We start from the raw sequence: 20,878 nt of genomic DNA, 5'->3' as shown, positions 1-20,878 counted from the left end.
ACTAGAAACGCTCCGGCCGGTATGGCGCGGGATCGATCGACGGCGTTTCGCCGCTCATCATCTCCGCGAGCAAGCGGCCGGTCGCGGGTCCCAGCGTCAAGCCCTGGTGGCCGTGGCCGAAATTCATCCAGAGACCGCGATGGCGCGGCGCGGGCCCAAGCACCGGCAACATGTCGGGCGTGCAGGGCCGCGTGCCGTACCACGGCTCGGGTTCGACGCGGCCGCCGAGATCGAGCAGCTCTCGCGCGGAAGCCTCAGCGCTGGCGAGTTGCACGGGCGTTGCCGTCGCATCCGGCCCGGTCAGCTCCGCGCCAGTGGTGATGCGGATGCCCCTGGCCATCGGCGCCATGGCATAGCCTCTTGCCGGATCGTGCAGCGGAAGGTCGAGCGAAACGCCGCCGCTATAGTGCATATGGTAGCCGCGCTTGCGCACCAGCGGAATGCGGTAGCCGAATTTTTGCAACAGGTCGGGTGACCACGGTCCGAGCGTGACGACGACGTTGGCGGCATCGATCGGTCCGTCGTCGGTTTGCACGGACCAGCCGGACGAGGTCTGCTGCAACGTCTGCGCATCGCCGAGAAGGATATGACCGCCGAGGCGCTCGAACAGGTCGGCATAAGCGGCGACCAAGGCGCCGGGATCCGAAACGGTCCATGGCTCCAGCCAGTGAATGGCACCCGGAAGATCATCGCGCACGATCGGTTCGGCCTTCGCGAGCTCGCTGCCGTTCAGGACACGAAACTTCACGCCGAAGTCGCGCTGGTTTTGCTCCGCGGCCTTGATCGCGAGCTCGAATGCGGCGGGATCGCGATGCAGCATGCGATAGCCGGCGCGGCGGATGAGATTGTCGGCGTGAGCCTCGCGGATGAGGACATCGTGCTCCGCTGTCGCATAGGCAATCAGGCGCGCCCATGCTTCGCTCGCCTCGCGATGCCGCTTCGGCGCCGAATGCCACCAATAGCGGAGCAGGGGCTCGACGTGGCGGTGCAGGGACGCAAGGCTGTAGCGAACGTCATTCGTGCGGCCGGTCGCGATCTTCAGGAGCGTCGCAAAGTCGCGCGGCATCGGATAAGGCCGCACAGCCTCGGCCTGGATCATTCCGGCATTGCCGTAGCTGGTCTCGCGGCCCGGCTCCCTGCGGTCGATGAGCGTCACCGACCAGCCACGCCGCTGCAGATGCAGCGCGGCGCTCACGCCGATCATGCCACCGCCAAGGACGATTGCGCTTTGCATCGGCATGTTTCCCTTTAGGCCAGGCGCGGCGCGAGCTTGGGTTGCGCCGTGTTGATGGTCGCCGCGACGACGACCGACATCGCGGTCATCGCCACCAGGAAGCCGAAGGCCGCATCGAACGATCCGGTTCCGGTCACGATGAAGCCAATCGCCGCCGGCGCCACGAAGCCCGCGCTCTGGCCGCCGAGATTGACCATGCCGACGCCCGATCCGATCTGGTCGTCGCGAAGCAGCTTGGTCGGAAGCGCAACCACCGAGGCCAGCACGAAGGATTTGAAGAAATAGACCACCGACTGGTAGGTGATCAGCATCGCGATCGTTTCCGCCTTGTACATGGCGTAGAGGAAGATGCCGGTCAACGCGGAGCTGCCGATCAGCAGATACTTTTCGCGCTCGGCGAAGAACGTCGTCATCACCCAGCCACCGATCGCGGTCGCGATCGTCGCCATCACGAACGGGATCGGCGCCACGATGCCGACGGTCTTGAGATCGAGCCCGCGCTGCTGGAGCAGGTAGAGCGGCATCCAGGAATCCAGGCCCTTGTTGACGCAACTGAGGCCGAACCACACCACCATCAACTGCCAGATCAGCGGGTTCTTCATCAGCTCGCGCATCGGCGCACGGTCCGCAGGCCTCGCCGTCGCCGCGTTCGCCTGGGCCTCGCCTATGCGCCCCAGATGCGGGACGAAGAGGAAGTAGACGAGCGCGAACACGAGGCCGGCGATGCCGATCGTGTTGAAGGCGTGGCGCCAGCCGAGCCAGAGGATCAGCGGCGCCATGATCAGCGGCGCGATCATGCTGCCGGCATAGTTCGACGACAGCAGCAGCGCCGACATTTTTGGCCGGCTGTCCTTCTTGAACAGCTCCGCGATGGCGCGAATGCTCGCCGGCGGAAAGCCGCCCTCGGCGATGCCGAAGATGAAGCGGATCGCGATCAGCGACGTCAGCGACCAGGCAAGGCTCGTGAAGGCCGTGAACAGCGACCACATCACGATCGTGACGATCACCACATATTTCGAGCCGAAGCGGTCGGAGAGCCATCCGCCCGGCACCTGCATCGCGGCATAGCCGAGGAAGAACGCGCTGATGACGATGCCGAGATCGGCAGCCTGGAGATTGAAGTCCTTGCCGATCTGCGCAAGCGCCAGCGAGATCGCTGCGCGGTCGATATAGGAGATGCAGTAGGCGATGTAGAGCAGGACGAACGCGACGACCCCGGTTTTCCGCTGCGACAATTCAGTCATGCTCATCTCCGTTTCGCCGGCGATCCGGTGGCTGCTAACTCTGCTGTGGGGTCATTCCCAGGTGAGGAAGCCTGGCGCGGCCGAGAGCGGCGGCGCCCCGGCGAGCCGCGCCAGATCTGGGATCGGGCGGCAGAGCTGCGGGTCGCCCGCAAAGGCGGCCTCGATGCTCGCGGCCACCGACAGCACGATGGCGTCGCCGCCGCGCGGGCCCACGATCTGAAGGCCAAAGGGCAGGCCCGCTTCATCGACGCCGAGCGGCAGGCTGAGCGCGGGATGGCCTGGAAGCGTCACGGCATAGGCGAGCGCAAGCCAGTGGAAATAGGATTTGGTTGGCGCGCCGTCGATCTCCGCCGGATAGAGCTCCGACCAGGGCCGCGGGCTCAGCGTGATGGTCGGGCTGATCAGCACGTCGCAAGCCTCGAAGAAGCTTTGATAGGCGCGATAGATCCGCGTCTGCGTCGTCGCGGCACGCGCGTAGTCTTCGAGTGTGTAGCTCAGGCCTTCCTCGACATTGGCCCTCACGTTCGGCCCGAGCATCTCGGGACGTTCCTTGTAGTTCTTGCCGTGCATGGCAAGGAACAGGCCTGCGCGCAGTACGGCGAAGGCATCGTCGGCGCCGGAGCAATCCGGCGTCGCCTCGCGGCATTCGGCAAACAGCGGCGCAAGCTTGCCAACGCGGTGGCGGAACACGCGGCGGATCGCCTGTTCGGTCGGGGCGAAGCCAAAGTCTTCGGTGAAGGCGACGCGCAGCTTGCCGAGCTCGCCAGGGTGTGGGGCGGTCCAGCGTTCAGCGCGTCCGCGTAACGGTTCCCCGGGCAGGGTGTAGGCGAGCGGATCGCGCGCGTCGTCGCTCGCCATCACCGACAGCATCAGCGCGGTGTCGGCGACGTTGCGCGCCATCGGCCCGTCGGTCGACAGGTTCGACCAGCCGAAGGCGCGCTTTTCGCTCGCCACGAGGCCGTAGGAGGGACGCATGCCGACGATGCCGGCAAAGCCCGCCGGATTGCGCAGGGAGCCGCCGGTGTCTGAGCCCGAGGCGAGCGGGGCCATGCCGCAGGCGAGCGCCACGGCAGAGCCTCCGGAGGAGCCGGCCGCCGAGCGCATGGGATCGAAGGGATTGCCGGTCGCGCCGAACACCGGATTGCGGGTGTTCCCGCCCGCCGCCCATTCCGGGGTGTTGGTCTTGCCGAAGATGATCGCACCGGCCGCGCGCAGCCGCGCAACGGAAGCCTGGTCAGCGGCAGGAACGTGATCCCGGAGCAAAGGGCTGCCATAGGTCGTGCGCAGCCTGGCGGTGTCCTGGGTGTCCTTGAGGAGAACCGGGAGGCCGTGCAGGGCGCCACGATCCTCGCCGCGCAGGATGGCGGCCTCGGCTTCCTTGGCCGCAGCGCGTGCGCCCGGCTCGTCCAGCGTCACGACGGCGTTCACGGCGGGATTGGTCGTGGCGATGCGCGAGAGGCAGGCGTCGAGCAGCTCGACAGGAGAGAGAGCTGGCTCCGCAAATTCGGACAGTAGCTTGAGTGGATTTTCTGCCTGAGAGCGGCGAGGCTTCTTGCCGCGAATCAGGAGCGAAGATGACGAAGAGGAGTCGCCGGACGCATTCTCCGGCATTCAAGGCAAAGGTGGCTTTGGCGGCCGTGAAGGGGGAGAAGACGTTGGCCGAGCTGGCGCAATTGTTTGATGTCCATCCGAACCAGATCACGACCTGGAAGACCCAACTCCTGGAAGGCGCCGCCGGAGTGTTTGGGCAGGACAACGGACCGGCCGAGGCGCCGGTCGATTTGAAGGCGTTACATGCCAAGATCGGCGAGCTTGCGTTGGAGAACGATTTTTTGTCCGGCGCGCTCACCAAGGCGGGCCTGCTGAGCGCAAAGCGATGATCGACCGCGACCATGATCTGTCTGTCGTGCGCCAGGCGAAGGTCCTGAACCTTGCCCGCAGTACGGTTTACTATGAACCTCGGCCGGTTTCGGCCGAGGACCTTGTCTTGATGCGCCGGCTCGATGAGCTGCACCTCGATTATCCCTTCGCAGGGGCGCGCATGCTGCGATCGCTGTTGCAGCGTGAGGGCATGCAGATTGGCCGCCGCCACGTCGCGACGCTGATGAAGCGCATGGGGATCGAGGCGATCTATCGCCGTCCGAACACGAGCAAGCCCGCACCGGGCCACAAGATCTACCCGTACCTATTGCGCGGATTGAAGATCGAGCGGCCGAACCAGGTCTGGGCAATGGACATCAGCTACATTCCGATGCGACGTGGATTCGTCTACCTCGCGGCGGTCGTCGATGTGTTCAGCCGACGGGTGTTGGTCCATCGCGTATCGATCACGATGGAGACGATATTCTGCGTCGAAGCGCTCCAGGAGGCGTTGGCGAAGCACGGCAGGCCCGAGATCTTCAACACGGATCAGGGTAGCCAGTTCACCAGCCTCGACTTCACCGGCGTGCTGCTGGACGCGAACATCGCCATCAGCATGGACGGCAAGGGTGCCTGGCGCGACAACGTGTTCGTCGAGCGGCTGTGGCGCACTGTCAAATACGAGGAAGTCTATCTGCGTGCTTACGACAGCGTGCTCGAGGCGCGAGCATCGATTTCCAAATATCTGGCGTTCTACAACCGAGGACGTCCTCACTCGAGCCTTGACGAACGCACGCCCGACGAGGCTTACTTCGGCGCGCAAACGATGGTGACGGCCGCATGATCGTCGCCAACGATTTTGCTGCGGCTCTGGTCGGGCTTACGCCCTCCCGACGCCACAGCAAAATCGTAAAGCCCCGCCTTCAGCATAACCCGGCAGGAATCCACTTAATTTTCGCGGGGCGCTGTCCAAACAACCGGGGCCAGCTCTGAGATCGCCCGCGCAGCCAGCAGGCGGCGCAGCTCGACGGCGCTGGAATCGCAAAGCCCGGACAATGCCAATCCCTTTCAAATTATGAAAACGATTTAGCATATCGGAAAGTGAGGCCAGCGCACCAATATTCGTCAAACTCGAGCATTTCGTGCACAAATCCTGGCTTAGCTGCCCAACAGGCCGCCAAATGAGGTGATTTAGGGTGTTTTTCGTCGAAAAGATTAGATGGATCGGCCAACAATTTTTCTGCTGCCGTGCTAGGCTTGCTGCATGAGCGAGATCACGACGCCCGAAGGTGCCAATTCCCAGCTCGGCCAGTGCCTTAAGGCCGCCCGCCAGGCGCGCGGCCTGACGCTCAAGCAGGTGGCGGAGCGGACGGGCATGGCGCTCTCGACCCTGTCCAAGGTCGAGAACGGGCTGATGTCGCTGACCTACGACAAGCTGTTGCAGCTCACCTCGGGCATGAAGATGGAAATCGCCGAGCTGTTCAACCCGGCGACTCCGGCGCGCCCCGCGCACGACCGGCCGGTCACCGCCCGGCGCAGCCTCAGTCGGGCCGGGCAGGGGCAGGTGATCAACACGAAGTTCTACACCTACACCTACCAATGCACCGACCTGATCGGCAAACGCATGGTGCCGATCCTGGCCGAGGTCCGCGCGCGCTCGCTGGAAGAGTTCGGCCCGCTGCTGCGCCATGCCGGCGAGGAGTATTTTCTGGTGACGAGCGGCCGCGTCGCTGTCCACACCGAGTTCTACGCGCCGGAGATCCTGGGCGAGGGCGACGGCATCTACCTCGACAGCACCATGGGTCACGCCTACCTCAACGCCGGCGATGCGCCTGCCGCCAAGGGCGTCTGTCTCTGCACCAGCGAAGCGCCTGACCTTTACGACCAGCTCCGCCAGATCGCATCCCGCGACGTGCCGCCGCTCGACGACGACCTGCCGCCGCTTTAGTTCTGCTCCAAGCAATCTCTCCTCATCCTGAAGGAGCCTGCGAAGCAGGCGTCCCGAAGGATCGCCGCGAAAGCTTGGCCTTCATGGTTCGCCCGGCGATGCGCAGCACCGTCCGGAGACGCGCGTTCCGCGCTCCTCGCCATGAGGGTCTGGTAACGCCACCGTTCAACGAAAAACGCCCGGCTTGGCCGGGCGTTTTTGTGTTTGAGCGTTCGGCCTATTCGCCGCCGCCGAAGCGGCGAGACCACCAGCCGGCGCGGCGCGGCTGCGGCGCCGGTGTTTCGACTACGGCCTCCGGTGCCGGCTCGGCCGCGGGAGCGGGCGGCGTAACCTCGGTCGGCACTTGCGCGGCCTCGGCAGCGGGCTCGGGCTGGCTGCTGAAGAAGCTCACTTTTTCACGCACGGTCGAACGACGCCGCGCGGCCTTGTCGCTGTCCGACGTGGACTCATCAGTGGCGGCAGCCTCGGATTGAGCCGGGGCAGGTGCTGCGTCGGCCGGTTCCTCAGGCTGAGGCGCTGCGGGTTGAACGGTCGCTTCGGTCTGCGCGATCGACGGAGTCTCCGGCGTGAAGCCGTCGAAATCGGCGACCGCCTCCGTCGCCTCAGGCGGCGGATTGGCGCTCAGCTCGTCGCTGATCGAACCGGCGAGACCTTCTTCGCCACCGCCACGCCGGCGGCGCCCGCCGCGACGTCCGCGCCGGCGACGGCGCTCGCCGCCGCCCTGGTCTCCGCGGGCCTGGTCGAGCTGCTCCTCGGTCTCTTCGCCTTCCTGCTCCGCGTCGGCTTCCTCGTCGGACTCGCCTGTAGCCAAGGCCGGCTCGGGAACGGTCGGCGCGGCGTCCTCGCGAAGCTCGCCCTCGCGCTGGCCACCGCGGCCGCGACGACGCCGACGGCGCCGACGGCGCTGGCCGTCCTGCTCGGGCGCCGCATCGCCTGCGGCCTGTTCCTCAGTGAGACCCTCGGTCTCGTCGGTCTCGACCTCGGATTCGGTCTCGAGATCGAAACCGTCCTCGTCGTCATAAGCCTCTTCAACCACGGGCGGCGGGCTTGCCGCGGCCTGCGCCGCGAGCAGCGCCTTGGCGGCTTCCAGCGTATGCACCTGCTCGCCGCGGTCGATGACATAGGCCTGCGGCCCGCTGACGGACGGGTCCGCGATGACCGACAGCGTGACCTTGAAGCTGTTCTCGAGGTCACGCAGATGGCCGCGCTTGTGGTTCAGCACATAGAGCGCGACGTCGGTGCGGGTGCGGACCACAAGATTGTGGGTCGCGCCCTTCATCAGGATCTCTTCGAGTCCGCGCAGGAGCTGGAGTGCGACGGACGAAACCGAGCGCACGTGGCCGGTGCCGCCGCAATGCGGGCAGGGATCGGTCGAGCTCTCGAGCACGCTGGCGCGGATGCGCTGGCGCGACATCTCCAGAAGGCCGAAATGCGAGATGCGCCCGACCTGGATGCGCGCGCGGTCCTGCCGGAGGCAATCGGACAGCTTGCGTTCAACCGCACGGTTGTTGCGCTTCTCGTCCATGTCGATGAAGTCGATGACGATCAGGCCGGCGAGGTCGCGCAGGCGAAGCTGGCGGGCGACCTCTTCGGCCGCTTCAAGATTGGTCTTGAGCGCGGTGTCCTCGATATGGTGCTCGCGCGTCGAGCGGCCGGAGTTGACGTCGATCGAGACCAGCGCCTCGGTCTGGTTGATCACGACATAGCCGCCGGAGCGCAACTGCACGGTCGGCGAGAACATCGCATCGAGCTGGCTCTCGACGCCCATGCGCGAGAACAGCGGCTGGCCGTCGCGATACTGCTTTACCGCACTGACATTGGCCGGCATCAGCATCTTCATGAAGTCGCGCGCTTCGCGGTAGCCGCCTTCGCCCGCAACCTGGATTTCGTCGATCTCCTTGTTGTAGAGGTCGCGCAGCGAGCGCTTGATCAGCGAGCCTTCCTCGTAGACGAGGGTCGGCGCCTGCGACTTCAGCGTCAGGTCGCGCACCGTCTCCCACATCCGGATGAGGTATTCGAAATCGCGCTTGATCTCGGGCTTGGTGCGGGAGGCGCCGGCCGTGCGCAGGATGATGCCCATGCCCTCGGGCACGTCGAGATCCTGCACCACTTCCTTCAGGCGCGAACGATCCTGGGCGCTGGTGATCTTCCGGCTGATGCCGCCGCCGCGCGCGGTGTTCGGCATCAAGACGGCATAGCGGCCCGCGAGCGACAGATAGGTCGTCAACGCGGCGCCCTTGTTGCCGCGCTCTTCCTTGACCACCTGCACCAGCATCACCTGGCGGCGCTTGATGACTTCCTGGATCTTGTACTGGCGGCGCGGGCGGAAGGTGCGCTCCGGCACTTCCTCCAGCACGTCGTCGCCGCCGACGGACTCGACGACTTCTTCCTCGGCCTCTTCACCGTCCTCGTCATCGTCGTCTTCATCGGCTGCTTCCGCGGCCTCGGCATGCTGGGCCTCGACGCTCTCGCCAGCGGCGTACACCGCATCGGCCGGTTCAGCGGCGGCCGTCACGGCGTCCGCCAGGGCCTCGGCCTGCGCTTCGGAGGCGGCGGCCTCCTGCGGCCAGGCGACCGCCTCGGTCGTGGTTACGGACTCGGCGTCAAGGGCTGCGACAGGAGCGGGCGTCTCGTGGTCATGATCATGGTCGTGATGATCGTGCTCGCCGTCATGACCATGGTCATCATGATCATGATCGTCATCATGGCCATGATGATGGTCGTCGTGCGCGTGTTCGTCGTGATCATGTTCATCATGATCATGGTCGTCGTGCGCGCTGTGATGCCCAGCGTCGGCGTGCAGATGCTCGCCCTCGTGCGAAGCGCCCTCGGCGTGCTCCGGCAGCGCCTCGCCCTCGACCGGCAGGGCGGCGGGATCGGCACCGGCATCGAGGCCTTCAACGATGTCGCTGCGGACGCGATCTCCGTGACCGCGGCGGCGGGCGTTGCGGTGGCGCGAGCGGCGGCGGTTGTGGGAACGATTCTCGTTCTCCTCCTCGGCCTCGCGATGAGCCTGCTCCTCGGCCTCGATCAGCGCCTGCCGATCGGCAACCGGGATCTGGTAGTAGTCGGGATGGATTTCGCTGAAGGCGAGGAAGCCGTGGCGGTTGCCGCCATATTCGACGAAGGCGGCCTGGAGGGACGGTTCGACCCGTGTGACCTTGGCGAGGTAGATATTGCCGCGCAGTTGCTTGCGTTGCGCGGTCTCGAAATCAAACTCTTCGACGCGATTGCCGCGGACCACGACGACCCGGGTCTCTTCCGGGTGGGTGGCATCGATCAACATCTTGTTGGGCATGTCTTAACTCTTGGCGGCGGCGGGCGCGATTCACCGTGGGCGCGATTAGCGCTGCCGGGTGATGCGACGGTCCACCTGATTCGGGGGTGAGGGGAAGGCCAAAACACCCGCACTCGCGCCGCGCCGAACCGGAAGCCGAGAGGATAACGCGACGCGCGGAAATTTCGCTCCGCAATGTCGCGAATTGTCTCTCAGTTTTGGTCGGCACAGTCTGGCGCATCAAGCGTCGGCCCGTATGAAACATTGGGCGGCGAGCGCGCCGCCCCTTAATCAGTTGCTGCTGGCCAGGGTGTGGCGCGAAACCGCTCTCCCCTTGGGAACACGGCCGGTCCTTGGGATTAAGGAACCGGGTTACGGGCTACGCCGCCTGTCAAAGCCGTCCCTGGAAATTGGTGGTAACCTGGGACCGGCGCCACCGGAGCCTTGACCCGTCCAACCTCGCTGCCGCGCGCCGCGCTGGCCGTGAAGGAGGGGGGAAAACGCTGGAATCCTCAAACCTTGAGAGTTCCGGCGCTGCACCGGGAGGCTGAGAGCGACGCAACCGGAAATATTGGCCGTCAGCAGTTCGTACATACGAGGAATGCGCCCTTGGTGCAAGGGAGCGTCGGGCGAGCGTCGCGCGCCGGTCACACTTGGCGAGATTTGGTTATTTCGTCATTAAGGACTGATTCACGCTGTGGTTCTATTGCGTTAGAAGAGCTGCTCGGAGGCACGGAATCGGTGGCGAGCCGCGCAAATCATCTGATTTTGCTGGGATGTGCGCTGTTTTGCGCCGCGGCATTGCCGTGCTCTGATTCCAGGCCCGTCGCGGCCGCGGAAAGCCAGCCGCAAGCGGCCGTTTCGGGGTCGAATTTCCCGGTTGTCTCGGCGGCGCGTCTGGCTGGGGACGTCAGGCAGACCCGACTCATTCTTGATCTCGACCAGACCGTTACGTTCCGGGCTTTCACCCTGGCCGAGCCATACCGGGTGGTGGTCGATGTTCCCCAGATCAATTTCCAGCTTCCCGCCGGCACCGGGGCGGCTGGGCGCGGGCTCGTCAAGGCGTTTCGCTACGGTCTCGTGATGCCGGGCGGCTCGCGAATCGTGCTCGACCTCGCAGGCCCCGCCAAGATCGCCAATTCCTACGTGCTCGAGGCCGCCAACGGCCAGCCGGCCCGGCTGGTGCTGGAGCTGGAGGAGGTCGATCGCGCTGCTTTCGTGCAGTCGGCGGCACCGGAAAGCCGGGCCGCTCTGCACCCGGCGACAACGGATGCTCCTCCGGCGCCAGCGGCGCCCGAACCAGCCCAGCAAAAAACCGCAGCGCCGACGGATTCGCGTCCCGTGGTGGTGATCGATCCCGGCCATGGCGGCATCGACAACGGTACGCAGTCGAGCGGCGAGAGTGAAAAGAACCTGGTGCTGGCCTTTGGCCTGGCGCTCCGCGACCGGCTGGAGAAGACGGGCAAGTACCGCGTGGTCATGACACGGGACGACGACACCTTCATCCCGCTCAACGACCGCGTCAAAGTCGCCCGTTCCATCAATGCCGCGCTGTTCGTCTCGATCCACGCCGACGCGCTGCCGCGTGGGGAGGGCGATGCCCAGGGCGCCACCATCTACACGCTGTCGGACAAGGCCTCCGACGCGCAAGCCGAGCGGCTGGCCGAAGCCGAAAACAAGGCCGACGCTATTGGCGGGGTCAATCTGTCCGATGAACCGGCCGACGTCGCGGACATCCTGATCGACCTTGCCCAGCGGGAAACCCGCACCTTTTCAAACCGTTTCGCCCGCCTTTTGATGGGCGAGATGAAGACGACGGCACGGATGCACAAGCATCCCCTGAAGTCGGCAGGCTTCCGGGTGCTGAAGGCGCCTGACGTGCCCTCGGTGCTGGTCGAACTGGGTTATGTCTCCAATAAAGGGGACCTTGAGCATCTGGTCTCCGAGAGCTGGCGTTCCCGGACTGTGACGTCGATGGCCCAGGCCATCGACGCCTTTTTGGCCAAGCGGCTCGCGACCGCCGGATCCGGCAATTGACAAGGGAGTTTTGGCTGGCCGCGCAAAGCCCTAGTTTGGCCACAGCGGGCGCTTTATAAAAACCGCGGATGGGGGCAGGAATCGACACCCCCTTCGGCAAGCGTGTTAGGGCTACAGGCCCAGCGAAGCTCTTAAGTGGTGTAATCTGGTACGCCGGTGAATTCGCGATTTGAGGAAGGCGCCTTTTGCCGGCGCCAAGAATCGTTTCATGGATCGTTCCGTGGGTCGTTCCATGGGTTGTTCAAGGTTTGAACGGATAAACAGATAATGCGCTTGCTGATACGGTTCATGGGCTTCCTGTTCGCCGCGGGAACCGTGGTGTTCCTGGTGGGCGTCGGGGCCATGGCTGGCCTGATCTGGCATTTCTCGAAGGACTTGCCGGACTACTCTCAGCTTCAGGATTATGAACCGCCGGTGATGACCCGCGTGCACGCGGTCGACGGCTCGCTGGTTGGCGAATACGCCAAGGAGCGCCGGCTGTATTTGCCGATCCAGGCGGTGCCGAAGCTCGTGATCAACGCCTTCCTCGCCGCCGAGGACAAGAATTTCTACGAGCATGGCGGCATCGACTACACCGGCATGGCGCGCGCCGGGCTGGTCTATCTCCAGAACTACGGCTCCAACCGCCGTCCGCAGGGCGCCTCCACGATCACCCAGCAGGTCGCCAAGAACTTCCTCCTGACGAACGAAGTGTCGTTCGCCCGCAAGATCAAGGAAGCCTTGCTGGCGATGCGGATCGAGAAGACCTACTCCAAGGACAAGATCCTCGAACTGTATCTGAACGAAATCTATCTCGGCCTCGGCGCCTACGGCATTGCCGCGGCCTCGCTCGTCTATTTCGATAAGTCGGTGAACGAGCTGACGGTCGCGGAAGCGGCCTATCTGGCGGCGCTGCCCAAGATGCCGGCGACGCTGCATCCGGTGCGCAACCGGGACCGCGCCATCGAGCGCCGCAACTACGTGATCGACCGCCTCCAGGAAAATGGCTGGATCAAGCAGGCTGACGCCGAGAAGGCGCGCAAGGAGCCGCTGGCCGTGACCAACCGCTCCAACGGCGCCCACACCTTTGCCGGCGAATATTTTGCCGAGGAAGTCCGCCGCGACATCTTCGAGCGCTATGGCGAAAAGAAGCTCTACGAGGGCGGCCTCTCGGTGCGCACCACGCTCGACCCGAAGATCCAGGTCATGGCCCGCAAGACCATGGTCACCGGCCTCGTGAACTATGACGAGCAGCAGGGCTATCGCGGCGCGATCAGCAAGCTCGACATTTCCGGCGACTGGGGCGTCAAGCTCGCCGACATCAAATCGCTCTCAGACATTTCGCCCTGGCGCATGGCCGTGGTGCTGGAGACCAGTGACCAGTCGGCGCGCATCGGCTTCCAGCCGGCGCGCGAGCTCGGCGGCGCCGTCAGCAAGCAGCGCGAGACTGGCATCGTCACGCTCGACGGTGTGAGATGGGCGAAGGCCGCCTCGGGCCCCTCGAAGGGCAAAGCGGCAACGGCGGTGTCGCAGGTGCTTCAGCCCGGCGACGTGATCTATGCCGATCCGCTCTACAGCAAGGAGGGGCAACCGGTCGAAGGCCAGTACCGCCTCCGCCAGATCCCCGAAGTGTCGGGCGCGATGGTTGTGATGGACCCCTGGACCGGCCGCGTGCTCGCGATGGTCGGCGGCTTCTCGTTCGACCAGAGCCAGTTCAATCGCGCCACACAGGCCTATCGGCAGCCGGGCTCGTCGTTCAAGCCGATCGTCTATTCGGCAGCGCTCGATAACGGCTATACGCCGTCGACCGTCGTGGTCGATGCGCCGATCGAAATCGACCAGGGGCAGGGCGGCGGCGTCTGGCGGCCGGAAAACTTCTCCAACGGCAAGTACCAGGGGCCGGTGACGCTGCGCAACGCGCTGCGGCTCTCGCTCAACACCGTGACCGTGCGGCTCGCGCAGGACATCGGCATGCCGTTGATCGGCGAATATGCGCGCCGGTTCGGCGTTTATGACGAGCTGCCGAACTATCTCTCCTACGCGCTCGGCGCCGGCGAGACGACGGCGATGCGGATGGTCACGGCCTATTCGATGATCGCGAATGGCGGGCGCCGCGTGAAGCCGACCTTGATCGACCGCATCCAGGACCGCTACGGCCACACCATCTTCAAGCACGACCAGCGTGAATGCCGCGGCTGCGATGCACCGGGCGGCTGGAAGAGCCAGGCCGAGCCCCAGCTGGTCGACCGCCGCGAGCAGGTGCTCGACTCCATGACGGCCTATCAGATCACCGAGCTGATGGAAGGCGTCGTCCAGGCCGGTACCGCCACCGTCGTCAAGGAAGTCGGCAAGCCGATCGCCGGCAAGACCGGCACCACCAACGAGGCCAAGGATGCCTGGTTCGTCGGCTTCTCGCCGGACATCGCGGTCGGCATCTATATGGGCTACGACAAGCCGCGCCCGCTCGGTAAGGGCAACGCGGCAACCGGCGGCCATCTGGCGGCGCCGATCGCGCGCGATTTCCTCAAGCTCGCGCTCGCCGACAAGCCGGCAGTTCCGTTCAAGGTTCCGGCCGGCATCAAGCTGATCCGCGTCGTCGCCAAGACCGGCATGCGCGCTGGCCCGGGCGAGACCGGCGGCACGATCCTGGAAGCCTTCAAGCCCGGCACGGCGCCGCCGGATAACTACTCGGTCATCGGGGTCGCCGATGCCGACGGCCGTGGCCAGCAGCAGGCGCCGCCCGATTCTGGCTTCTTCATGCGGCCCGGCACCGGCGGGCTCTATTAGGCCCCAGGATAAGACGGATGAGCGGCGGGCCGGCGGTTGCGCTTTGCAGCCGCCGCCGCTACATCCCCATTTCATTCGAACGCGGACAATTCCGCGAGACCAGAGAACGACATGCGCGCCGAAATCGAACGGTTGGTAGAAGAGATCAAGCAGTCAGTCGGGCTGCTGAGGAGGCATCTTTGACGTCGAGAAATCGACGGCGCGCCTCGCTGAGCTGAACAAGCTCGCAGAAGATCCCAATCTCTGGAACGATCCGCAGAAAGCCCAGAAGCTGATGCAGGAGCGCACCTCGCTGGAGGATGCGCTGTCGGGCATCGGCAAGGTCGAGCAGCAGCTCGAAGACGACGTCGGCATGATCGAGCTCGGCGAGGCCGAGGGCGACGAGGGCGTGGTCGCCGAGGCTGAGGCTGCGCTCAAGAACCTGAAAAAGGAAGTCGCACGGCGCGAGCTCGAGGCTCTGCTCTCGGGCGAGGCCGACCGGTTCGATTCCTATCTCGAGGTCCATGCCGGTGCCGGCGGCACTGAGAGCCAGGACTGGGCGCAGATGCTCCTGCGCATGTACACGCGCTGGGCCGAGACGCACGGCTTCAAGGTCGAATATCTCGAGGAGTCCGAGGGCGAAGAGGCCGGCATCAAGTCCGCGACCATCCAGGTCTCCGGCCACAACGCCTATGGCTGGCTGAAGACGGAGGCCGGCGTGCATCGTCTGGTGCGCATCTCGCCGTTCGATTCCAATGCACGGCGGCACACCTCGTTCTCGAGCGTGCAGGTGTTTCCCGTCATCGACGACAGCATCAAGATCGACATCAAGGAATCCGACGTACGCACCGACACGATGCGCTCGGGCGGCGCCGGCGGCCAGCACGTCAACAAGACCGAATCCGCGGTCCGTCTCACGCATATCCCGACCGGAGTCGCCGTGGTCTGCCAGGCCGGTCGTTCCCAGCACAAGAACCGTGCGCAGGCCTGGGACATGCTGCGCGCGCGTCTTTACGAAATCGAGCTGAAGAAGCGCGAGGAGAAGGCCGCCGCCGACCAGGCCGCCAAGACCGATATCGGCTGGGGCCACCAGATTCGCTCCTACGTGCTCCAGCCCTACCAGATGGTGAAGGATCTGCGCACCGGCGTGCAGACGTCGGACACGTCGGGCGTGCTCGGCGGCGATCTCGACGAGTTCATGGCGGCAACGCTGGCGCAGCGTGCCTTCGGCACCACCACCGGCGAGATCGAGGACGTCGACTAGCCATGCCCCGCATCGCCTTCATTGGGCTTGGACGGATGGGCCACGGCATGGCCGGCCGCTATCTCGATGCCGGCTTCACCGTGTCGCTCTGGAATCGCAGCAAGGCCAAGGCGGAAGACCTGATCGCGCGCGGCGCGCGCTGGGCGACCTCGCCCGAAGATGCCGCGATCGATGCGGACGCCGTGGTCACCATGGTCGCTGACGATGAAGCGTCGCGCGCGGTCTGGCTCGGTCCGAATGGCGCGGCGAAGACGACAAAGTCCGGCACCATCGCGATCGAGTGCTCGACGGTCTCGTACGATCATGCGCGCGAGATGGCGCGCGAATTGAACGGGCGCGGGCTCATCTACATCGACTGCCCCGTAACTGGCCTGCCGGATGCGGCAGCGGCAGGAAAGCTGACTTTGCTGGTCGGCGCTGACAGCGCCGATCTCGAACGCGCCCGGCCGTTCCTCGAGCCGATCGGCTCGACCATCCGCCATTTCGGCGCGGTTGGCTCCGGCACGGTTTACAAGCTCATCAACAACCTCCTGGGCGCGATCCAGATCGCAGGCCTTGCCGAAGGTCTTGCGATCGCCGAGCAGGCCGGGCTCGATATGAATCTGGTGCTGGAGTCGATCCAGGCCGGTGTCGCCGCAAGCCCGCAGGTGGTGCGCCATTCCAAGCGCATGGTCGCGCGCGATTTCAGTGGCGCGACGTTCACGTCAGCGCTGCGGCACAAGGATGCGGACTACGCGGTGAAGCTCGCCGAAAGCCTGCTCGCCGACAAGCCGCTGGTCGGCCGCGCGGCCGTGGACGCCTATGCGCGCGCGAAGGCCGTGATGCCCGACGATGACGAGGGCAGGATGATCGAGCTCGTGTCGCGGCCGAAATAGGCCTGCTCTTTCCCAATCGGAAATCGGGTGGCAATGGCTGTGGTTCCGGAGTAGGCGGTCCGTTCAATCGCGAAAGCGGGACACGATGATTGCCAACGACAACCGGATCGACACCCGTGATTGGTCGCTCCTCGGCGTGCTCTCCATTCTCTGGGGCGGCTCGTTCTTCTTCAACGGCGCCGCGCTGCGCGAGCTGCCGCCGTTCACCCTCGTTTTCCTCCGGGTTATGATCGGCGCGTCCCTGCTGCTACCGTTGCTGCGGCCCTACAAGATCGGATCCCCGAGCGGCGTCGCCGGCTGGAGGACGTTCTTTGCGATCGGGCTGCTCAACAACGTTGTTCCATTCTCGCTGATCGTGGTCGGCCAGACCTTCATTCCGAGTGGGTTGGCGTCGATCCTGAATGCCACCACGCCGCTGTTCACCGTGATCGTGATGGCGGTGGCGGGCGAGGAGACGTTGCAGATGCGGCGCGTCGCCGGCGTCGCTTTGGGGCTCGTCGGCGTGGTCATGCTGAGAGGATGGGGCGTCGAGGCAAGGACGGGGCAGGGCCTCGGCATTTTGCTGTGCCTCGGCGGCGCCTTCAGCTATGGCCTCGCGGCGCTGGCGGCACGTCGATTGCTGAAGGACTCGCCGCCGCTCGGGACGGCAACCTTTCAGCTGCTGGCTTCGACCGTGATGATGGCCATTATCGCCGGTGCGATCGAACAGCCATGGCGACTTCCGATGCCTGATGTAACGACCTGGCTTGCGGTGCTCGGCCTTGCGGGTCTGTCGACGGCGCTTGCCTATATCGTCTTCTTCCAGATCCTGCGACGTTCGGGCGCGACCAATGTCATGCTGGTGACGTTGCTCATTCCCGTGACCGCCATTCTTCTTGGCTGGCTCGTGTTGGACGAGCCGGTCTCGCTGCGCGAGATCGCGGGGGCGCTTGTCATCGGCAGCGCATTGCTGGTGATCGACGGACGTGTGCTGAATTTGTGGCGCCGCTGTTCAGCGGCGTTCGGCTCTTAGCGTCATGCCGCCGGCAACGCCGACGCCGAGGACGTAAATCCAGCCCGCATGAAAATCGAACAGATGCGAGTTCAGCAACGAGCTCGTCATGTTCTGCACGACGACGACGAGCCCGATCCATGCCGCAAGGCCGTCGCCGGTGAACAGCGAGAGGTGGACGAGCCACATCGCGTAGAGTAGGACGACGCCGAGCAATCCCCACTGCATGGCGACGTTGAGGGTCTGGTTGTGGGGATTGTTGACCACTTCGGCCTCGAGGCCGCTCTGTCCCGCGGCAGCACGCTCGAACTGCCGCTTGATCGAGCCGGTGCCGTGGCCGAGCAGGGGTGCCTGCGCAAAGGCGGCGATCGCCTTGCGCCAATAGGTCAGCCGCTGCGCGGTGGAGGCGTGGCTGATGTCCTCGTGTCCATGCTGGTATTCAACGGCGACATCGGTGATCCGCTGACGCAGATACGGCGACGTCGTCCAGGCGACAAGGCTCGCCGCCACAGTGCCCGCCAGCAGCAGCATGGCAGCGCGCCTGCCCAGATAACGCCAGGCAAATAAAGCCAGCAGCACGCCCATGCAGAGCAGCGCAGTGCGGGCGGAGGCGACGAACAGCATGTTGGTGACGAACAGCAGGATCAGCGCGACGCAGCCAAATGCCGCGGCCAGCCGTCGCTCACGCCAGAACGTCAGCGTCGGCAGCGCGAGCGCAAAGGCGCACAGCGTGAATTCCTGGCTCTGGTCGATGTAGTTCTTGACGGGTACGCCGGCCGATGCCGTCGCGGCGATCTTCCATGCGGGGTGGAACAGCACGATCCAGGAGAACACCGCGAGCGCGGCGCACGAGACGAGAAAGGTCGCGAGGACCCACGTGCCGCGCTCCGAGCGGCGGACGTGATAGAGCAGCGGCGGAATGATGACGAGCTTTGCAACCGGCTTGATTGCGTGCAGCCGGTCGGCCCAGGCGGCGTCGGACCAGAGGGTGCCGAGGAGCGCGAGCCCCAGGATAACGAATGGCAGGGCGAAGGCCGGCTGCTTCAGGAAGCCCGCATACTCTCGCCAATCGATGGTCGGCACGAGGACGAGCAGCCACAGGCCGACGAAGATCGACGGCAGCGAGGTCGACCACGGCAGCGACGCCGCGATCATCGCGGCGAGCAGGTCTGCGCCGTGCATCAGCCTTGCGGTGTTGCGTGAGGGCGCAAGCACGCCGCGCGTGTGGGCGGCGAGGGCCGCGCCGTGTTCGGCTGCTTCGACGGTCATGACGAGGCGCCTATTGCGCAGCCATCATGCTTTCGGCGGGCCGATACTGGCCGAGAAAGTCGCGGGCCTGGGTCTGATAGCCGAAGCGCTCGGCAAGCTCGCCGCGGCGGTCCCTGATGTCGCGGCGGCATTCCTCCTGCCGCGCGATGACGCGCGTGACGGAGGCGCGGATCGACTCGGCCGAGAACGGATCGAAATAGTCGGCGAGCTCGCCCGCGACTTCGCGAAACACGGCGATGTCGGAGCAGAGCACGGGCGTGTTCGCCGCGAGCGCCTCGATGATCGGCACGCCGAACCCTTCGGCGAAGCTCGGCATGATCAGGCCGTGCGCCTCGGCGATCAGGGTTGCTTTCTCATGCTCGTCGACATAGCCGGCAAAGCGGATGTTGGGCGGCAGGTTGCGCATCTGCGGGGCAAGGCCGGCATAGCCGATCACGACGAGATCGGCCTGAGGCATGCCGCGGAAAGCGCGGATCACGGTGGCGACGTTCTTGCGCGGTTCGTTGGAGACTATGACCACGAAGCTCGGCCGCCCCGGACGCCCAGACGGGGCTGGCAGTTGCAGGACATCCGGGGCGTCGAACTGCGTGCGGGGGTAGACGACCCTCGCAGGCAGATGGGCAAATTGCGGCAACAGTTCCCTGAACCGCATCATGCTGTAGTTGGAGACGAAGGCGAGCTCGTCGGCTTGGCTCAGGCTCGTCAGGAGGCGAGACAGGAACAGGCGCGTCGCGACGTCGCTGAGCTTGAGATCGGTGAGCGGCAAGAGGTCGTGGACCACGCAGATCACCTTGGCGCCGGGCTTGCGCTTGATCGCGACGCGGGTCGGCGTATCCACGAGGATGACGTCGTAGTCACGGGCGTCGATCCGCGGCGGCGGCAGCAGGAAGAGGGCCGAGGAGTCCTGATAGCTGTAGAAGCCGGCTTCGAGCTGGAAATCGCGGAACAGCTCAAGATGACGCAGATCCGGTGGGATGTATTCGAGCGCGGCGCTCTTGTTCTCGATCAACCGCGTGCTCATCCCGCGCAGGCCGATCGCCCGCAGGAAGCAGAGGGCGTATTCCCACGACGTCGCCATGTCGATCCGGTGCCGGATCCAGCCGAACAGGCGACGCAGGCCGCCATGGCTGCGCATCATCGGCTCGCTCATGTTGACCTCGTCGAGGTAACGGTACAGCGCCAGGAGCTCGATGTTGCGCGCTTGCCTTGGAAACAGCCCGGTGCGCCGCTCGCGTCCACGCAGCTTGCGATAGCGGCGCGTGGTCTCGACGAGCAGCGTCAGCTCGTGGCCGTCGGCTTCGAGCGAGCGGATCAATTCGCGGGTGAAGTGGAAGATGCCGCGTTTGTGGTTGGGCTCGCCGAGCGCCTCGGAGACGACCAGAATACTCTTCTTCATGCGCGTATCTCGCGGAGCTCGAATGGATGTGCGGCTGGCGGTTCGACGGCGATCGTCGAGGCGACGCGTCCGTGATCGAGGTTGATGATGGTGGAGCAGGTGCGGCGCAGCAGCGGCTGGTCGTGGGAGGCAATGATCACGATCGCGGCCTGCGAGACCAGCTTGAGCAGCCGGGCCTGCGCCTTGACCGAGAAATTCTCGTCGACGACGCTGAGCCATTCGTCGAGCAACAGGATGTCGGCCGGGAAGGCCGTGGCGGTCGCAAACAGCACACGCATCAGCATGCCGGAGGAGAACATCCGCAGCGGCAGCCGCTGCATCCGTTCCTCGAGCTCGGTGAAGGCCCAGATCTCGTCGATGATCGCGCGGGTCGGTTTGCGCCCGGAGATCCGCAGCAGGAGTGCGATATTGTCCTCCGCCACGAAGTCCAGGTTGACGCCGGCATTGAGGCCGAGCAGGGGCACGATGTTGCCCGTGATCGCGACGCTGCCGCTGCTCGGCGGATAGACGCCGGCAATGAGGCGGAGAAGCGTCGACTTGCCCGAGCCGTTCGGCCCGGCAAGACCGATGCGTGCGCCGGCCTCGGCCTCGATCGTGATGTTGTCGACGGCGCGGATGATCCGCATGCCGCCTTGCTCGCGAATGAGATGGCCGAGCAGGCGGCGCTTGAGCGAGTAATCGTAGGCGCCGTAGAGGGGATAATCGAGACTGACGTTACGCAGGTTGATCGAGGCCATG

At 65.2% G+C, this 20,878-nt stretch carries 13 protein-coding genes and 1 pseudogene; 7 read left to right on the top strand and 7 right to left on the bottom strand.

The genetic code is table 11. The annotated features are described in order from the left end of the window. Position 1 precedes the first annotated feature (1 nt). From NLM33_RS07010 to NLM33_RS07000, 3 genes are read right to left on the bottom strand one after another with little or no spacing between them, the layout of a single operon-like run. A complete protein-coding gene (locus tag NLM33_RS07010; protein WP_254095376.1) occupies positions 2-1,234 on the bottom strand; it encodes an FAD-binding oxidoreductase in 1,233 nt (410 codons plus the stop codon). A gap of 14 nt (positions 1,235-1,248) precedes the next feature. Next, positions 1,249-2,478 carry an MFS transporter gene (locus NLM33_RS07005; RefSeq protein ID WP_254095375.1) on the bottom strand — a complete coding sequence of 410 codons (1,230 nt, stop codon included), beginning with the start codon at positions 2,476-2,478 and terminating at the stop codon, positions 1,249-1,251. Positions 2,479-2,529: 51 nt separating this feature from the next. Continuing rightward, entirely contained in the window at positions 2,530-3,990 is a 1,461-nt protein-coding gene (locus tag NLM33_RS07000) for an amidase (protein WP_254105678.1), read from the bottom strand. A gap of 62 nt (positions 3,991-4,052) precedes the next feature. On the opposite strand from NLM33_RS07000, the gene NLM33_RS06995 reads away from it, so the two are divergent. Next, positions 4,053-5,182 (top strand): IS3 family transposase gene (locus NLM33_RS06995; RefSeq protein ID WP_254095161.1). Its coding sequence is split into 2 segments (ribosomal slippage): positions 4,053-4,305 and positions 4,305-5,182, totalling 1,131 coding nucleotides; the frame shifts between segments, so codons are not numbered across the junction. A 420-nt stretch (positions 5,183-5,602) separates the two neighbouring features. Beyond that, positions 5,603-6,286: a helix-turn-helix domain-containing protein gene (locus NLM33_RS06990; RefSeq protein WP_254095374.1), complete on the top strand. Its 684-nt coding sequence runs from the start codon at positions 5,603-5,605 to the stop codon at positions 6,284-6,286. A 217-nt stretch (positions 6,287-6,503) separates the two neighbouring features. On the opposite strand, the gene NLM33_RS06985 is transcribed toward NLM33_RS06990, so the two are convergent. Beyond that, positions 6,504-9,584: a ribonuclease E/G gene (locus NLM33_RS06985; RefSeq protein ID WP_254095373.1), complete on the bottom strand. Its 3,081-nt coding sequence runs from the start codon at positions 9,582-9,584 to the stop codon at positions 6,504-6,506. A gap of 720 nt (positions 9,585-10,304) precedes the next feature. Between NLM33_RS06985 and NLM33_RS06980 the strand changes: the two genes are divergently transcribed. From NLM33_RS06980 to NLM33_RS06960, 5 genes and pseudogenes are all read left to right on the top strand, one after another. Continuing rightward, entirely contained in the window at positions 10,305-11,600 is a 1,296-nt protein-coding gene (locus tag NLM33_RS06980) for an N-acetylmuramoyl-L-alanine amidase (protein ID WP_254095372.1), read from the top strand. A gap of 267 nt (positions 11,601-11,867) precedes the next feature. Then, entirely contained in the window at positions 11,868-14,366 is a 2,499-nt protein-coding gene (locus tag NLM33_RS06975; protein WP_254095371.1) for a penicillin-binding protein 1A, read from the top strand. Positions 14,367-14,477: 111 nt separating this feature from the next. Continuing rightward, positions 14,478-15,609, top strand: a protein-coding gene (gene prfB, locus NLM33_RS06970) for a peptide chain release factor 2 (protein ID WP_254095370.1) whose coding sequence is annotated in 2 segments (ribosomal slippage) — positions 14,478-14,546 and positions 14,548-15,609 — 1,131 coding nt in all. Because the reading frame shifts where the segments join, the coding sequence is not laid out codon by codon here. Beyond that, positions 15,600-16,484 (top strand): annotated as a pseudogene (locus NLM33_RS06965) (NAD(P)-dependent oxidoreductase); the annotation flags it as partial. The gene prfB and the pseudogene NLM33_RS06965, both read left to right, overlap by 10 nt. A gap of 85 nt (positions 16,485-16,569) precedes the next feature. Further along, entirely contained in the window at positions 16,570-17,496 is a 927-nt protein-coding gene (locus NLM33_RS06960) for a DMT family transporter (protein WP_254095368.1), read from the top strand. Here the strand turns inward: NLM33_RS06960 and NLM33_RS06955 are convergent. The 3 genes from NLM33_RS06955 to NLM33_RS06945 are packed head-to-tail and all read right to left on the bottom strand — an operon-like array spanning position 17,476 to position 20,877. Next, on the bottom strand, positions 17,476-18,744 hold the full coding sequence (locus tag NLM33_RS06955) for an O-antigen ligase family protein (RefSeq protein WP_371929911.1): 1,269 nt from the start codon (positions 18,742-18,744) through the stop codon (positions 17,476-17,478). The genes NLM33_RS06960 and NLM33_RS06955 overlap by 21 nt on opposite strands. A 10-nt stretch (positions 18,745-18,754) precedes the next feature. Beyond that, positions 18,755-20,140 (bottom strand): glycosyltransferase family 1 protein, encoded by a 1,386-nt coding sequence (locus NLM33_RS06950; protein ID WP_254095367.1) that lies wholly within the window; start codon positions 20,138-20,140, stop codon positions 18,755-18,757. Then, a complete protein-coding gene (locus NLM33_RS06945; RefSeq protein ID WP_254095366.1) occupies positions 20,137-20,877 on the bottom strand; it encodes an ABC transporter ATP-binding protein in 741 nt (246 codons plus the stop codon). The genes NLM33_RS06950 and NLM33_RS06945 overlap by 4 nt, the downstream gene beginning before the upstream one ends. Position 20,878 lies beyond the last annotated feature (1 nt).

Source organism: Bradyrhizobium sp. CCGUVB1N3 (assembly GCF_024199925.1).
In the GTDB taxonomy this organism is placed as follows: Bacteria; Pseudomonadota; Alphaproteobacteria; order Rhizobiales; family Xanthobacteraceae; genus Bradyrhizobium.
This window is presented reverse-complemented; position numbering and strand designations above follow the sequence as displayed.

Coding starts and splice junctions, on each gene's coding strand:
- NLM33_RS07010 (WP_254095376.1), bottom strand. CDS start 1,234: ATGCAAAGCGCAATCGTCCTTGGCGGTGGCATGATCGGCGTGAGCGCC.
- NLM33_RS07005 (WP_254095375.1), bottom strand. CDS start 2,478: ATGACTGAATTGTCGCAGCGGAAAACCGGGGTCGTCGCGTTCGTCCTG.
- NLM33_RS06990 (WP_254095374.1), top strand. CDS start 5,603: ATGAGCGAGATCACGACGCCCGAAGGTGCCAATTCCCAGCTCGGCCAG.
- NLM33_RS06985 (WP_254095373.1), bottom strand. CDS start 9,584: ATGCCCAACAAGATGTTGATCGATGCCACCCACCCGGAAGAGACCCGG.
- NLM33_RS06975 (WP_254095371.1), top strand. CDS start 11,868: ATGCGCTTGCTGATACGGTTCATGGGCTTCCTGTTCGCCGCGGGAACC.
- NLM33_RS06960 (WP_254095368.1), top strand. CDS start 16,570: ATGATTGCCAACGACAACCGGATCGACACCCGTGATTGGTCGCTCCTC.
- NLM33_RS06955 (WP_371929911.1), bottom strand. CDS start 18,744: ATGACCGTCGAAGCAGCCGAACACGGCGCGGCCCTCGCCGCCCACACG.
- NLM33_RS06950 (WP_254095367.1), bottom strand. CDS start 20,140: ATGAAGAAGAGTATTCTGGTCGTCTCCGAGGCGCTCGGCGAGCCCAAC.
- NLM33_RS06945 (WP_254095366.1), bottom strand. CDS start 20,877: ATGGCCTCGATCAACCTGCGTAACGTCAGTCTCGATTATCCCCTCTAC.